Origin of the sequence: Vibrio aquaticus, assembly GCF_003970385.1 — a bacterium.
GTDB lineage: Bacteria > Pseudomonadota > Gammaproteobacteria > Enterobacterales > Vibrionaceae > Vibrio > Vibrio aquaticus.
On sequence record NZ_RXZH01000005.1, the window covers coordinates 272,710 to 287,790 of the forward strand.

18 protein-coding genes are annotated in these 15,081 nt (G+C 46.7%); 15 read left to right on the forward strand and 3 right to left on the reverse strand.

Annotated features, from left to right (window positions below; all coding sequences use genetic code 11):
* Positions 1-15: 15 nt before the first annotated feature.
* The 12 genes from fliH to flhB all read left to right on the forward strand — a co-directional run bounded on the left by fliH (position 16) and on the right by flhB (position 10,217).
* Positions 16-816: a flagellar assembly protein FliH gene (gene fliH, locus EJ063_RS13365; protein WP_126574775.1), complete on the forward strand. Its 801-nt coding sequence runs from the start codon at positions 16-18 to the stop codon at positions 814-816.
* Positions 816-2,138, forward strand: a complete 1,323-nt coding sequence (gene fliI / locus EJ063_RS13370) for a flagellar protein export ATPase FliI (protein ID WP_126574776.1) — start codon at positions 816-818, stop codon at positions 2,136-2,138. Before fliH ends, fliI begins: the two co-directional genes overlap by 1 nt.
* Before the next feature lie 6 nt (positions 2,139-2,144).
* Entirely contained in the window at positions 2,145-2,585 is a 441-nt protein-coding gene (gene fliJ / locus EJ063_RS13375) for a flagellar export protein FliJ (RefSeq protein WP_126574777.1), read from the forward strand.
* A gap of 143 nt (positions 2,586-2,728) precedes the next feature.
* Positions 2,729-4,711, forward strand: coding sequence for a flagellar hook-length control protein FliK (locus EJ063_RS13380; protein WP_126574778.1), 1,983 nt, complete (start codon positions 2,729-2,731; stop codon positions 4,709-4,711).
* Between the two features lie 34 nt (positions 4,712-4,745).
* Positions 4,746-5,243: a flagellar basal body-associated protein FliL gene (gene fliL, locus EJ063_RS13385; RefSeq protein ID WP_126574779.1), complete on the forward strand. Its 498-nt coding sequence runs from the start codon at positions 4,746-4,748 to the stop codon at positions 5,241-5,243.
* A 7-nt stretch (positions 5,244-5,250) separates the two neighbouring features.
* Entirely contained in the window at positions 5,251-6,300 is a 1,050-nt protein-coding gene (gene fliM, locus EJ063_RS13390; RefSeq protein WP_126574780.1) for a flagellar motor switch protein FliM, read from the forward strand.
* A 13-nt stretch (positions 6,301-6,313) separates the two neighbouring features.
* Positions 6,314-6,724, forward strand: coding sequence for a flagellar motor switch protein FliN (fliN, locus tag EJ063_RS13395; protein ID WP_004413260.1), 411 nt, complete (start codon positions 6,314-6,316; stop codon positions 6,722-6,724).
* A 13-nt stretch (positions 6,725-6,737) separates the two neighbouring features.
* Positions 6,738-7,142, forward strand: coding sequence for a flagellar biosynthetic protein FliO (gene fliO / locus EJ063_RS13400; protein WP_126574781.1), 405 nt, complete (start codon positions 6,738-6,740; stop codon positions 7,140-7,142).
* Positions 7,126-8,004, forward strand: coding sequence for a flagellar type III secretion system pore protein FliP (fliP, locus tag EJ063_RS13405; RefSeq protein ID WP_126574782.1), 879 nt, complete (start codon positions 7,126-7,128; stop codon positions 8,002-8,004). Before fliO ends, fliP begins: the two co-directional genes overlap by 17 nt.
* Positions 8,005-8,017: 13 nt before the next feature.
* Positions 8,018-8,287, forward strand: coding sequence for a flagellar biosynthesis protein FliQ (gene fliQ / locus EJ063_RS13410; RefSeq protein ID WP_126574783.1), 270 nt, complete (start codon positions 8,018-8,020; stop codon positions 8,285-8,287).
* 8 nt (positions 8,288-8,295) lie between these two features.
* Entirely contained in the window at positions 8,296-9,078 is a 783-nt protein-coding gene (gene fliR, locus EJ063_RS13415) for a flagellar biosynthetic protein FliR (RefSeq protein WP_126574784.1), read from the forward strand.
* Between the two features lie 8 nt (positions 9,079-9,086).
* Positions 9,087-10,217: a flagellar biosynthesis protein FlhB gene (gene flhB, locus EJ063_RS13420; protein ID WP_126574785.1), complete on the forward strand. Its 1,131-nt coding sequence runs from the start codon at positions 9,087-9,089 to the stop codon at positions 10,215-10,217.
* Positions 10,218-10,357: 140 nt separating this feature from the next.
* Here the strand turns inward: flhB and smrB are convergent, their stop codons facing one another.
* Entirely contained in the window at positions 10,358-10,888 is a 531-nt protein-coding gene (gene smrB / locus EJ063_RS13425; protein ID WP_126574786.1) for an endonuclease SmrB, read from the reverse strand.
* A gap of 62 nt (positions 10,889-10,950) precedes the next feature.
* Here smrB and prmB point away from each other — a divergent pair, with 62 nt between their 5' ends.
* Positions 10,951-11,883: a 50S ribosomal protein L3 N(5)-glutamine methyltransferase gene (prmB, locus tag EJ063_RS13430; RefSeq protein ID WP_126574787.1), complete on the forward strand. Its 933-nt coding sequence runs from the start codon at positions 10,951-10,953 to the stop codon at positions 11,881-11,883.
* Positions 11,884-12,098: 215 nt separating this feature from the next.
* Positions 12,099-13,184, forward strand: coding sequence for a chorismate synthase (aroC, locus tag EJ063_RS13435; RefSeq protein ID WP_126574788.1), 1,086 nt, complete (start codon positions 12,099-12,101; stop codon positions 13,182-13,184).
* A gap of 72 nt (positions 13,185-13,256) precedes the next feature.
* Here the strand turns inward: aroC and EJ063_RS13440 are convergent, their stop codons facing one another.
* A complete protein-coding gene (locus EJ063_RS13440; protein WP_126574789.1) occupies positions 13,257-13,481 on the reverse strand; it encodes a hypothetical protein in 225 nt (74 codons plus the stop codon).
* Between the two features lie 160 nt (positions 13,482-13,641).
* Here EJ063_RS13440 and EJ063_RS13445 point away from each other — a divergent pair, with 160 nt between their 5' ends.
* Positions 13,642-14,463: an EAL domain-containing protein gene (locus EJ063_RS13445; protein WP_126574790.1), complete on the forward strand. Its 822-nt coding sequence runs from the start codon at positions 13,642-13,644 to the stop codon at positions 14,461-14,463.
* Here EJ063_RS13445 and EJ063_RS13450 read toward each other — a convergent pair.
* The gene (locus EJ063_RS13450; RefSeq protein WP_126574791.1) at positions 14,455-15,078 is read right to left on the reverse strand and encodes a trimeric intracellular cation channel family protein; all 624 of its coding nucleotides are present in this window, start codon (positions 15,076-15,078) and stop codon (positions 14,455-14,457) included. The genes EJ063_RS13445 and EJ063_RS13450 overlap by 9 nt on opposite strands.
* Positions 15,079-15,081 lie beyond the last annotated feature (3 nt).

Sequence of the window (15,081 nt, forward strand, 5' to 3'; positions counted from 1 at the left end):
TAAGCTAAGGTATCTATGTCTGGGGAACGAAAGCGTGGTTTTTTACGTCTAGATGATGACGAACTGGTTGAAAAACCAGAGCGTTGGGGTATGCCTGATTATACGGCGCAGACCCACAAAAAGGCGCGTGATACTGCGATGAACTACGACCCTAGCTGGATGCCGGTTGCCGAGCCTACTAAAGATGACGCACCTGTTGAGCTAACGGAACAAGAGATTGAACTGATCAAGCAGCAAGCTTATCAGGAAGGTTTACACCAAGGCCAAGAGGCGGGTTTTAAGCAAGGCTATGAAAAAGGTAAAGAACAAGGCCTAGAAGAAGGGCACCAAGAAGGCGTTGAAGCCGGAAAGATTGAAGGTGTTGCTGCAGGCCAAGAGTTTATTCAACAACAGGTGCAAACCTTTGTTGGCTTAGCTAACCAATTCGCTCAACCTCTAGAGCTGATGAACGCACAAGTTGAAAAGCAGCTTGTCGACATGGTACTCGCTTTGGTCAAAGAAGTGGTTCATGTTGAAGTTCAAACCAATCCTCAAGTTGTCTTAGATACCATCAAGCAATCGGTCGAGTCTTTACCGATTTCCGGCCATGCTATCACCTTAAAACTTCACCCAGATGACGTTGAAATCATTCGTTCATCTTACGGGGCACAAGAGCTTGAATTTAGAAATTGGACACTGGCGGCAGAGCCTGCACTTAATCGTGGTGATGTCCAAATTGAAGCGGGTGAGTCGAGTGTTAACTATCGCATGGAAGATCGCATCCGTAGTGTCATTCACAGTTTTTGCGGAGTTAATCGCCATCAAGGTGGTGACTGATGCTCGCCCTTGCTGAACGCCTTTCTCAATATACCTCTCATGGCCTGACTTGCCGACCGGTTGCATCCGGTAAGCTCGTTCGTGTTGTTGGCCTAACTCTTGAAGCGACAGGTTGCCGAGCGCCAATTGGCAGCTTATGTAAAGTGGAAACCATGCAAGGGGAAATGGAAGCGGAAGTTGTGGGGTTTTCTGGCGATAATCTCTTCTTGATGCCGAGTGAACAAATTACGGGTATTTTGCCCGGTGCCAAAGTCACCCCAATGACAGGCGAAGTTGGTTTACCTGTGGGTATGGAACTGCTTGGCCGCGTAATCGATGGTGTGGGTAACCCACTTGATGGCCTCGGCCCTATCTATACCGAAAAGCGCGCGTCATTCAATGCTGAACCTATCAACCCTCTTGCAAGAAAACCGATTTCCGAACCCCTTGATGTCGGCATTAAAGCCATTAACGGCCTGCTTACGGTGGGTAAAGGTCAGCGTATTGGCCTATTTGCGGGTTCGGGTGTCGGTAAGTCTGTCACACTTGGTATGATGACCCGAGGGACAACTGCACAGGTTGTCGTGGTCGGTCTGATTGGTGAACGTGGACGAGAAGTTAAAGAATTTATCGAAGAGATTCTCGGTGTCGATGGACGTCAGCGCTCGGTCGTTGTTGCTGCGCCTGCCGACTCTTCACCGCTGATGCGATTGAAAGGCTGTCAAACGGCACTGACGATTGCTGAGTACTTCCGTGATCAAGGCTTAGATGTTCTATTGCTGATGGATTCCTTAACGCGTTTTGCTCAAGCTCAACGTGAAATTGCCCTTTCTGTAGGCGAACCTCCGGCAACTAAAGGTTATCCGCCATCGGTATTTGCCAAGCTGCCAGCGCTGGTTGAACGCGCCGGTAACGGCAGTCCTGACCAAGGCTCGATAACGGCCTTTTTCACCGTCTTAACGGAAGGTGACGATCTGCAAGACCCGATTGCTGACGCGTCCCGTGCGATTCTCGATGGACACGTTATTCTGTCTCGTGAAATGGCGGATGCGGGTCATTATCCAGCCATTGATGTTGAGAAATCGGTCAGTCGTGTTATGCCGCAGATCACCTCTGAAGAGCATGTCTTAATGTCGAAAGCGGTACGCCAAGTTCTATCAATCTGTCGTAAAAACCAAGACTTAGTGTCCATTGGTGCTTATAAACCCGGTACCGACCCTGCTATTGATGGCGCGTTTACTATCAAACCTAAGCTAGATGCGTATTTGCAGCAAACGATGAAAGAGACAGTCCCTTATGAGATGTGTGTGAACATGCTCAGCCGACTGCTGCATGGGGAGTAATCGCTGATGGAAAACGCATTGGAGTTTTTGTTAGAACAGGTTAAAGAACGCGAGAATCAAGCTGTGATGGCGCTTAATCAAGCTCGCACTGAGCTGGACGGTTATTATCAACAGTTAGAACAGATAGAGAAATATCGAATGGACTACTGTCAGCAATTGATTGACCGTGGTCAGCAAGGGTTGAGCGCTAGCCAATACTCACATTTGAATCGATTCTTAACCACGCTTGATGAGACCTTAGCAAAGCAAAAGCAAGCGGAAGACCACTTTAAGAGCCAAGTCGAAAGCTGTGAGCAAAACTGGCTAGAGTGCCGTAAGCAGAGACGCTCTTACGAATGGCTTATCGAGAAGAAGCAAACCGAGAAAGAAAAGCTGCAAAATCAACGAGAGCAAAAGCTAATGGATGAGTTTTCAACACTGCAATTTTCCCGCCGACTCTCCCAGTAAACCGTTTATTTCTCTCTAAATCTTATCAACTTGGCTCACTTTTTGCTTTTTAATCATATTGCCGCTGTTCCTTTGGTGGGCAATTTATCTGGCATTTACTGGTTTGAGCGTCATCGTTCAAAGCGACATTGAGTGAGTCTTCTATGAATATCAACCTATCATCGGTTTCAGACAGCCCTAAAGTGGCAAAGAGCGTAGCTTCAGGAGAAGAAGCAACATCAGAAGCTTCTGAGTCAGGAGGTTTTTTCTCAAAACTTGCCGCCATGATTTCTGGTGACAAGCCAGCAGAGGGTGAAGTCGAGGCGACGAAAAAGTCGACAAATGAAGGAGATAGCGAAGCTGTCTCGGACGTTGAGTCCGAATCTTCGGATGTTAAATTTGCCTCGACTAAAAGCCAGAGCACTGACGAAATACTCGATTCTGAGTCGGAAGTTAAATCACTAGATAGCGACAAGAAATCAGCTAAGCCAGAAGCTGAGGCCTCAACGTTGACGACCAAAAATGAGCAAGTTGTTAAGCCAGAAAATACCGAATCTGCTAGTAAGATCGTGTCAGAAAATGATGAAGTCTTGCAGCGCCTGAACGAATCCAACAATGCCTTAAAACCTAAAGACGGCAAGCCATTGCCTCAAGAGACTGACGTAAAACCAGTGAAAGGCAACGAAGGTGAAGTAGCTGTTGCGGCATCCGCTAAATCTGTTCAGCAGCTTGACGGCGAAAATGAACAATCAGCGCCTGAAAAGCCAGCTCCGCAAGAAACTAAGGTTGTGCTAAACAGCGAAGGAGAAGAAGTGGCTGTGCCAAAATCGGTGGCCGCTTTTGTTGAGAAGCAACCAACCAATGAGGCTTCAGTAGCGGATGCGAAAGCGCAAACCGCGAAACCGGTTGATGGTGAAGCTGCAGCGGTTGTAACCACTGCGGCGGCAATCAAAGGCGAGGCCGTGTCTATTCAATCAACAGAAACACCTTCAGAAGTCTCACCGCAGCAAGTGAAAGATCAAGCGCCTCTGAATGGCGAGAAACCTGTCGCCAGCCCAAATGAGGGGGAGGCCGAGGTGATTGCGGCTGCCACGGTGGGTTCTGCTGCCGTTACGCAATTAAATCCTAAAACCGCCACTGATAGCAAAGACAAAACCGAACAAGCTCAACGAGTACAAAACTCAACGATTCAAGGTGAACTGAGCACTTTAGAAGCCGAAGCTGCTGCTTCCGTTTCTGAGCCTGCTCTAGTCGCTGCTGCAGCGATTCCTTGGGCTGCAAGTGGTGCAGATGCGCCGGTTAACGATGATGTTGTGCTCAAAGGTGAAACAGCGCCCAAAGCTCAACAGGCTGCATTGGCTCAATCGGTACATCAAGCTTTAAGTCACCAGCAAGCACAAGCTGCGGCTAATGCATTGCAACCTCAAGCTGCCACTCAGAGTGTCGCTGCAATGCCTACTGACCTCAGTGCGATGCAAATGCAAAATATGGCTGCAGCACCTAATGTCGCACTTGCACAAGATCAAGCGCTATTGAAAGCGGCAATGGGTGCTAAAGCGGCCGGTTCTATTGGTCAGCTTGTTAAAGGTTCTGAGCAGACTCAGCCGGGCCAAGATAGCCAATTTGCGCAGCAGCTTTCGCAAGCAGCCGGTATTCAGGGAACCAATACACTTGGCCAAGCTCGACCTGAACAAGTGGCCGCGCAAGCCCCTTTGCAACTGACTCGTGAAATGGCCAGTGAGCAGGTGGCGGAACGGGTTCAGATGATGATGTCTAAGAACTTAAAAAATATAGATATTCGCCTAGACCCACCAGAACTTGGTAGAATGCAGATTCGCATGAACATGAATGGTGATGGTGCAACTGTGCATTTCACCGTTGCGAACCAGCAAGCGCGTGATGTGATTGAACAATCGATGCCAAGATTGAGAGAAATGCTCGCTCAACAAGGGTTGCAGCTCAACGATAGCTCCGTACAGCAGCAGTCGTCTGGTCAGCAACAAAAAGGCTATGCAAATGCAGGGCAGGGCCAAAATGGTCAAGGTAGCAACACTCAAAACGGTTTAGGCGAAGAAAACCTTGAAGCAGACATCAATCTTGATTTGAATGTCGCCTCAAAGCGTGATGGAATTAGCTATTACGCTTAAACTATAAAATTAAACAAAAAGAGAACGTTGAGTTATGGCAGTCGAAGAAGTCGAACCGGAAGCGCCGAAAGGTAAAGGTAAATTACTGATCATTATTATCGCTGTCGTAGTCTTATTGGTTGGCGGTGGCGGTGCAGCATTTTTCTTGATGGGTTCCGATGAGCCGAATCAAGAAGCGCAAGCATCTCAACAAGAGGTCGCCGCACCGACAGATCCTGTCGCGTACGTTAACATTGCTCAGCCGTTTCTATTCAATGTGACGGGCGATAAAAAAGATCGCTTAGTGCAAATCAAAGTACAGCTAATGGTTCGTGGTAGCGAAAATGAAAACCTAGCGCGTTACCACTCTCCACTTATCGAAAGCTCACTATTAAGTACCTTTGCGTCAGCAACCGTTGATCAACTTCGTAGTGTAAATGGTCGTGTAGAGCTACGTAATAAAGCGACAGACGATATCAAAGCGAGTTTAACCCGAGCCGTAGGTCAGCCTGTTATTGAACGTGTGCTGTTTACCGACTTTGTAATCCAGTAGGTGCTAAGTGACCGATCTATTAAGTCAAGATGAAATCGATGCCCTGTTACACGGGGTAGATGATGTTGATGAGGCAGAAGACGAGATTGTTGCCTCGGATGCCAATACAGTAGAGTTTGATTTTTCATCTCAAGATCGTATTGTCCGTGGTCGAATGCCGACCTTGGAACTTATTAACGAGCGCTTCGCACGACATATGCGAATCAGTCTTTTTAATATGCTGCGTAAAACGGCAGAGGTCTCGATTAACGGCGTACAGATGATGAAGTTTGGTGAGTACCAAAATACATTGTACGTTCCGACCAGTCTGAATATGGTGCGTTTCCGCCCATTAAAAGGTACCGCGCTTATCACGATGGAGGCTCGTCTGGTCTTTATCTTGGTAGAAAACTTTTTTGGTGGCGATGGCCGTTTCCATGCTCGAATTGAAGGTCGCGAGTTCACGCCAACTGAACGAAGAATCGTTCAATTGTTATTGAAGATCGTTTTCGAAGATTACAAAGAAGCGTGGTCTCCAGTCATGGGGGTTGAGTTCGAATACCTCGATTCTGAAGTAAACCCGAGTATGGCTAACATTGTCAGCCCGACAGAAGTGATTGTTGTGAGTTCGTTCCATATTGAAGTCGATGGCGGTGGCGGTGATTTCCACGTGGTTATGCCTTACTCAATGGTTGAGCCGATTCGTGAGCTTCTTGATGCTGGTGTCCAGTCAGATAAGATGGAGACGGACGTTCGTTGGAGTACCGCACTGCGTGAAGAAATCATGGATGTGCCCGTTAACTTCCGCGTTGAATTGTTAGAGCAAGATATTTCTCTGCGTGATCTGATGGAACTCCAACCAGGAGATATCATCCCAATCACCATGCCAGAACATGCGACTATGTTTGTTGAAGAGCTGCCTACGTTTAGAACGAAGATGGGCCGCTCTGGTGAAAACCTTGCAATACAAGTGTCAGAAGAAATTAAACGCCCAGATGTGGTGAAAACCGATATCGCCTTCCTTGGAAAAGATGTAATTTCCGAGCTTGAAGAAGACGATGGCGAAATAGAAGATTAAGAGAGTAATAGGTATGGAACCGAGTGATGACCAAAAGTTGGCAGACGAATGGGCTGCTGCGTTAGGTGAAGATCCAAGTGCACCGAGCATTGATGTTGATGAAGTAATGAATGCTCAGCTTGATGAGCTGGAAGATACCTCTTCTCCGATCTCAGAAGATGAGCGCCGTAAGCTTGATACGATTCTCGATATTCCAGTGACCATTTCAATGGAAGTCGGACGTTCTCAAATCAGCATTCGTAACTTACTGCAGCTTAACCAAGGTTCGGTTGTCGAACTGGAACGTTTGGCGGGTGAATCGTTAGACGTTTTAGTTAACGGTACTTTGATTGCGCACGGTGAAGTCGTTGTCGTCAACGACAAGTTTGGTATCCGATTGACGGACGTTATCAGCCAAACTGAACGCATTAAGAAGCTTCGATAGAGTAAGGGACTGTATGAGATTTAAAGTTAAAGAGTCCTTATTGCTCTTACTAGCTTTGATATCACCATCCGCACTGGCTGCCACACCGGGCAGCCAATTAGACTGGGCGACCACTTTTGGGTCGCTCTTGTTCGTTATTGCCTTCATATTATTTTTGGCTTGGCTACTTAAGCGTATGCGTGTTCCTGCAATGGTGAACCAGCGTGGCTTAAGCGTGGTTCGTCAGATAAGCGTTGGCAACCGTGAGCGCATTATGATCGTTCAAGCGGGTGAAGAACAATTCTTGGTTGGAGCAACGGCTCAATCAATTCAACTGATCTCAAAACTGGATAAACCTTTATCTCAGGAGGAGATGGCTGCCGGTCCTTTTGCCAATCAATTGACTCAGCTATTAAAAAAGAATGATAAAAATAAGTAACCTGATGTCAGTGATACTGACGTGCTTAGTCTTACTGTTCTCGTCACTATCATTGGCGCAAGAAGAGTTAGATACGCCTATTCCTGCCAACATTGCAGCGGGCGATGCCGTAACGGTATCGGCGATGCAAAGTGAACAAGGGAACGCGACCACCATTTCGACAGGCAGTTTTGTTGGTGGTCGAGGGGCGGGCGTACCGGCCTTCACGATGACCACGAATCCCGATGGCACCGAAGACTACTCGATCAATTTACAGATCTTAGCGTTGATGACCATGCTCGGCTTTTTGCCAGCCATGGTTATTTTGATGACCTCTTTTACCCGAATTGTTGTCGTGATGTCGATCTTGCGTCAGGCAATGGGTCTACAACAAACGCCATCCAATCAGGTGATTATCGGTATCGCAATCTTCTTGACCTTCTTTATCATGTCTCCGGTGTTAAACAAGATTAATGACAGCGCGATTCAGCCTTACATTAATGAGCAAATCTCCGCTCGACAGGCGTTCGACCTCGCTCAAATACCCATGCGCGATTTCATGCTTAAGCAGACTCGAGTGAAAGACTTAGAAACCTTTGTGAATATTTCTGGTGATACAGCAACGGCACCGGAAGATGTCTCAATGGCGGTGTTGATTCCTGCATTCATTACGTCAGAGTTGAAAACCGCTTTCCAGATTGGTTTTATGCTGTTCTTGCCATTCTTAATTATTGACTTGGTTGTGGCTTCGGTCTTGATGGCTATGGGTATGATGATGCTCTCGCCAATGATCGTCTCGTTGCCATTTAAACTGATGCTGTTTGTGCTAGTGGATGGTTGGAACTTAATACTGTCGACACTCGCCGGCAGCTTTGCGTTGTGACGGGAGGTAAATCATGACTCCTGAAATGTTTGTTGAGCTATTTCGAGACGCGCTATGGATGGTTCTTATCATGGTGTGTGCCATCATCATCCCAAGCTTGTTGATCGGTCTTGTGGTGGCAATATTCCAAGCCGCAACTTCGATCAACGAACAGACGTTGAGTTTCCTTCCTCGTCTGATCGTCACGTTGCTGGCGTTAATGCTATTTGCGCACTGGATGACACAGCTCTTGATGGAGTTTTTCTTCAGTATGGTTGAGCGTATGCCTCAGGTACTTTACTAGGCTTACCTATGGAATACCCAGCGAACCTGATACTAGACTGGATTGCCAACTATTTTTGGCCCTACACTCGCATTGCAGCTATGCTGATGGTGATGTCGGTGACGGGCGCGCGCTTTGTTTCTACGCGAGTCAGGCTCTATCTCGGTTTAGCGATTACCTTAGCGGTGATGCCCGCAATTCCAGCTGTGCCAGACAACATCGAGCTTCTCTCTTTTCAAGGCTTCATGACGCTGCTTGAGCAGATCATCATTGGTGTCGCCATGGGCACCATCACCCAGTTCATGATTCAGACCTTTGTTATTCTCGGTCAGATTCTGGGTATGCAATCGAGCTTAGGTTTCGCGTCTATGGTTGACCCTGCTAACGGACAAAACACGCCAGTGTTAGGTCAGCTTTTCATGTTCCTATCCACTTTGTTCTTTTTGACCACTGATGGTCATTTGAAAATGATCATGCTGGTGGTGATGAGCTTTAAATCATTGCCGATAGGCTCCGGTTCACTGACTACGGTTGATTTTCGCGAGCTAGCACTCTGGCTTGGCATTATGTTTAAAGTGGCGCTCAGTATGTCCTTATCCGGCATTATTGCACTGCTGACGATTAACCTATCGTTTGGTGTCATGACCCGTGCCGCGCCACAATTAAACATCTTCTCATTAGGTTTTGCTTTCGCCCTGATGGTAGGTCTATTGATCTGCTGGTATCTCGTTGCCGGTCTCTATACCCACTATGAACTATTCTGGATACAAGGCGAACAGCAAATTTGCCGATTTATTAGGCTCGATTGTTAGGAGGCTGAATGGCAGAGTCAGACGGTCAAGAACGCACAGAAGACGCCACGCCCAAGCGCTTGCAGCAGGCCCGAGAAAAAGGGCAGGTTGCAAGGTCAAAAGAGTTGGCGTCAGTATCCGTGTTAGTGGTTGGTTCTATCGCCCTGATGTGGTTTGGCGATAGCCTCGCACGCGCGCTATTTACTGTGATGGGGCGCTTATTTAGCCTTTCTCGAGAAGAGATTTTCGATCATGTTGTACTTCTAGATATCGCATTAGGTTCTGTGGGCAGTCTAGTGATGCCATTGCTGCTTATTTTGATTACCTTGTTCATTGCTGCTGTGGCGGGTGCTGCAGGGGTAGGTGGCGTGAATTTTTCGGTTCAAGCCGCCATGCCTAAAGCGTCTAAGATGAATCCACTGAGTGGCTTGAAGCGCATGGTGGGCATGCAAAGCTGGGTTGAACTGGTTAAATCGATACTCAAAGTTGCTTTAGTATCGGGCATGGCGTTTTATCTGATCAGCGCAGCGCGAGAAGACTTGTTTCAACTGAGTATGGATGTGTACCCACAAAACATTTTCCATTCCCTCGATATTCTGCTTAATTTCATCCTGCTAATAAGCTGTACCTTGTTGATTGTGGCGGCGATTGATATCCCGTTTCAAATCTGGCAACACGCCAATCAGTTAAAAATGACCAAGCAAGAGGTCAAAGACGAATACAAAGAGACGGAAGGTAAGCCAGAAGTCAAAGGTCGTATTCGTATGCTGCAACGTGAAGCGGCTCAGCGTCGGATGATGGCCGAAGTTCCGCAAGCGGACGTTATCGTGACCAACCCGGAGCACTTCTCGGTTGCACTACGCTATAAGCAAAATACCGATAAAGCACCGATTGTTGTGGCGAAAGGTACTGACCATATGGCGCTTAAAATTCGAGAAGTGGCCCGAGAGCATGATATCTATGTGATCCCAGCGCCACCATTAGCTCGTGCGCTTTATCACTCAACGGAGTTGGAGCAAGAGATTCCAGATGGCTTGTTTACCGCGGTGGCGCAGATACTGGCTTATGTGTTCCAACTTAAACAGTTCCGTAAAAAAGGCGGCCAGCGTCCTAACTTGAAGACGTCTGAACTGCCTATTCCGCCGGAGTTGAGGAAGTAGTGCGTCTTTAAAAGGGCTGGCTTGCAGAAAGAGATCCCCAACTCGTTCGTACCTCACTCTTGAGGATGACGAGGCTTTGATAGTTGTCGTTCCATAGAACGACGAAGGAGTGAGTAGGGAATCTCTTGAAAGTGAGCAGCTTACTTTTCTGGAATCGAGAGCAACACCAATAACGCACCATCGCCACCAAACTCAAGCGGCGCTTGGTGAAAAGCCATCACATCAGGATGCTGAGCCAACCAAAGCGGGGCCTTCTGCTTAAGGATGTGCTTACCAATCCCGTGCTGAACACAGGCACACGAAATTTCATTCTTGATACAGTAAGCGATCATCGAACCTAACTCTCGCTTGGCCTCTTGCTGGGTCATACCGTGCATATCTAAGAATACATCGGGTACGTAAACGCCACGACGAAGTCGTTTCACTTCATACGTTGAGACATCATCACGAGCGTAACGGGTAGGCCCCTCTGCATTGAGCAATGGAACGAACTCATCTGAGAAATAAAACTCCGTATCGCTTGCTTCACGGGCAGTACGGGTAATTTCTTTTTGTTTACTGTTTTTTTTTGGTTGCTGGACTATGGTATCCTGTGACAACTTTTTTACGCCTTGTACTGCATCCCTAAAAAGGGCGAAGTCGTCATCCATATCGGTGTCTTTTTTGCTCATGGGACTAAATTTACTATGTATAAATGCAATTGGCAGTATTGTAGCGCTTTTCGGAGGCAATTTTGGATAAGATTTTTGTAGAAGAAGCAGTGTCAGAACTTCACTCGCTTCAAGATATGATTCGTTGGACGGTTAGCCGTTTCAATGCCGCGAACCTTTTTTACGGTCACGGCACTGATAACGCTTGGGATGAGGCAGTTCAGCTTATCCTACCAACGCTATACCTACCAATCGATGTGCCTCCACATGTCTTGAACTCTCGCTTAACAACCAGCGAGCGCATGCGCATTGTAGAGCGTGTTGTGAAGCGTATTAACGAGCGTACGCCAACGGCTTACCTAACCAACAAAGCTTGGTTCTGTGGTCTTGAGTTCTTCGTTGATGAGCGTGTTCTTGTGCCACGTTCGCCAATTGGTGAACTGATTCAAGCGGAATTCCAACCTTGGTTAGTTGAAGAACCAACTCGCATCATGGACCTATGTACGGGCAGCGGCTGTATTGCGATTGCTTGTGCGCACGCTTTCCCAGATGCAGAAGTGGATGCCATCGACATCTCAACTGATGCACTGCAAGTTGCTGAACAAAACGTTCAAGACCACGGCATGGAACAACAAGTTTTCCCTATCCGTTCTGACCTGTTCCGTGATCTGCCAAAAGAGAAGTACAACATCATCGTGTCTAACCCACCATACGTGGACGAAGAAGACATGAATAGTCTACCAGACGAGTTCACGCACGAACCTGAGCTAGGTTTAGCGGCAGGTACTGATGGTCTAAAACTGGTTCGCCGCATTCTAGCAAACGCGCCAGATTACTTAACGGACAGCGGCATTCTTATCTGTGAAGTAGGTAACTCTATGGTTCACATGATGGAGCAATACCCGCACATTCCATTCACTTGGATTGAATTCGAGAATGGTGGTCACGGCGTATTTATGCTGACTCGTGAGCAGATGCTGGAACACGCAGAAGAGTTTTCTATCTACAAAGATTAATTCCGAAGCTCTCGTCGATTAAATAAAACGCCAAGCCTTGATTTAGTGATAAATCGGCTTGGCGTTTTTTATGCGGGTTAAAAAGCAAAATAGTTGCCCTTTAGGGGTTTACATCAAACCGCAATAAGGCGACTATGAATTTACGAACAATTAAAGTGTAAAGCGCAATGTACACATAAAATGGTGTGCTTAAGCGATAAAAGTTTGAGGAAGTAATGGCAGGAAACAGTATCGGACAACATTTCCGAGTGACAACATTCGGAGAAAGTCATGGTATCGCACTAGGATGTATTATCGACGGATGTCCTCCGGGTCTTGAAATCACAGAAGCGGATATTCAAATCGACCTAGATCGCCGTCGCCCAGGTACTTCTCGTTATACCACCGCTCGCCGTGAACCAGATGAAGTGAAAATTCTCTCTGGTGTATTTGAAGGTAAAACCACAGGTACTTCAATCGGCCTACTGATCGAAAATACCGATCAGCGTTCAAAAGATTACTCTGAAATCAAAGACAAATTCCGCCCAGGTCATGCTGACTACACTTATCACCAGAAATATGGTGTACGTGATTATCGTGGCGGTGGTCGTTCATCGGCTCGTGAAACGGCAATGCGTGTAGCGGCAGGCTCTGTAGCTAAGAAATACCTTAAGCAAGAGTTTGGTGTTGAAATCCGTGCTTACCTATCTCAGATGGGTGAAGTCGCGATCGATAAAGTCGATTGGGATGAAATTGAAAACAACCCATTTTTCTGTCCTGACGTTGATAAAGTTGATGCGTTGGACCAATTGATTCGTGACCTTAAAAAGCAAGGTGACTCGATTGGTGCCAAGCTACAAGTCGTAGCAACGAATGTACCGGTTGGTTTAGGTGAACCAGTCTTTGATCGCCTTGATGCGGATATCGCTCATGCTCTAATGAGTATCAATGCAGTCAAAGGTGTTGAGATTGGCGATGGTTTTGATGTGGTGAGCCAAAAAGGCAGCCAACACCGTGACGAGCTAACGCCAGATGGCTTTGCGAGTAACCATGCTGGTGGCATCTTAGGTGGTATCTCTACCGGCCAAGATATCGTGGCAAACATTGCGCTTAAGCCAACGTCAAGCATTACCGTTCCGGGTGAGACTATCACTAGAGAAGGCGAATCGACTCAGCTGATTACTAAAGGTCGTCATGATCCATGTGTTGGTATTCGTGCCGTGCCTATTGCTGAAGCGATGCTGGCGATAGTCGTGCTTGATCATCTGCTTCGTCATCGTGGACAAAACCACGGTGTAACGACAGAAACACCGCAAATTTAACGACCAGTTAAACGAATAAATAAAAAGCCCCGACAGTCATTCGTCGGGGCTTTTTTATATCTATCAGAAATCTTAGACCATCAAAAAGCTATAAAAGTCTAATTGCTTGTTGGTTTCTCTATCGAGTAATAGAACGCGGGTATTTTGTTTTACCGCTTTATCAATGGCGAGTGCAGCTAGCTCTGAAAGCTCATTTTTACAGTGGCTTTCTAAATGAATCAGCTGCCCTTGATGATCGACAGCAAGGGTTTTTAGTTTAGGACAAACAAAAGCGTAGCGAGGTTGTGTATGCGTCATAGGTTGAGCGTTGTATTGTTGTTTTTATAAATTTCATCACAGTTCGGTTAGAGCAACAAAGCTTAGTTGGTAAGCGAAAGTAATCGGTGAGCTTACATAGTCTTACGTTCTTCAGAAGCGGTTTTTGTTACATTGCTGCCTGTGTAAAAGGAGGAGCACTGTGGATCTTAAGTCTATTTACTCGGTTCAGATGGATTACATTCAAAATCTTGTGCGTTATGAAAGGCAAGGGTTTGTCTATGGCTATTATCAGGGTAAGACGTTCTATAGCGTTTTTCAGCCTATTGTAGATGCTGTTGGGCAGATCTTAGCATTTGAAGGCCTAGTCAGGATCACCGATGAGCACGGTTGCAGTGTTAATCCTGGTGAATATTTCTCTTCAATGTCTCCTGGAGACGAAGCCAACGTTATTACCACCTTACTTTGTGGCAAACTTCACTCGATTAACCTTGCCCATACTATTTATCGTCACAGCAAACTCTTTATCAATGTTTCTCCTTCTGTGTTCACATTGCTCGCCAATAACCGCGATTCGATTGAGCATCTAATGTCTCGCCTGCGTTGTCTTCGTCTAGTTAGCTCGCAAATAGTTTATGAAATTACCGAATTTGAAGAGTCAGATCTTAAAGGGATACTTCAAGGAAAGGCTTATCTTGAACAATATGGCATAAAGACGGCTTTGGATGATTATGGCGCGTGCTATGCTACTCAAGAGCGAGCCGAGAAGATTCGTTCACCTTATCTGAAAATTGATCGAAGCTATGTCAGTGATGTTGAATTTATCCGTCAGGCGGTGGTCGTTGCCAAACGTATAGGCGCAAAGACGATTGCAGAAGGGATTGAAACTCAAGAGCAGTTTGAGATGTGCAAAATGAACGGCATCGACTATTTTCAAGGGTATTGGATAGCTAAGCCTATGCCGAGCCAAAGGTTACAAGATTATCAACCTTTGGCTCTAGAAAGAGTACTGGGCTTAGTGTAGTGAGCCTTCTGTTTCTAAATGGAACGAAGGTAAGCGCCATTTGAATCGCACGGCTGCCATACGAAGTAAGTAACCGACGATCAGTGTAGTCAGTGTTGCCGTCACGTCATTAATACCCAGCTCTAATAGGCCCAAGTATAAGCCTGATGCGATTAGTGCAACGGAAGCGTAAAGCTCTTCGTGCAACACCAGTGGTGTTTGACGACAAATCAGGTCACGTAATAGACCACCGAATACGCCAGTCACTAATGCCGACACCATACAGATCATCGGGTGAAGTCCCATGCCCATCGCGACTTTGGTGCCAATAATACTAAAGACAATCAAACCCAGCGCATCAAGACGAATGAATAGACCTTTTAGCTTAATAACCCACTTTGCCAGTCCTGTTGTTAGCACGCCAGCCACGCAGGTAATCGCAAGAAACTCAGGGTTTTTAACCCAGCCTAATGGATAGTGGCCAAGTAGAATGTCTCTGACGGTACCACCACCAATTGCGGTAGCGCTTGCTACCAACATCACACCAAACCAATCCATTTTTCTTCGGCCAGCACTTAAGGCACCGGTCATTGCTTCCGCTGTAATACCAATAATATACAAAACACTTAGCAGCATACT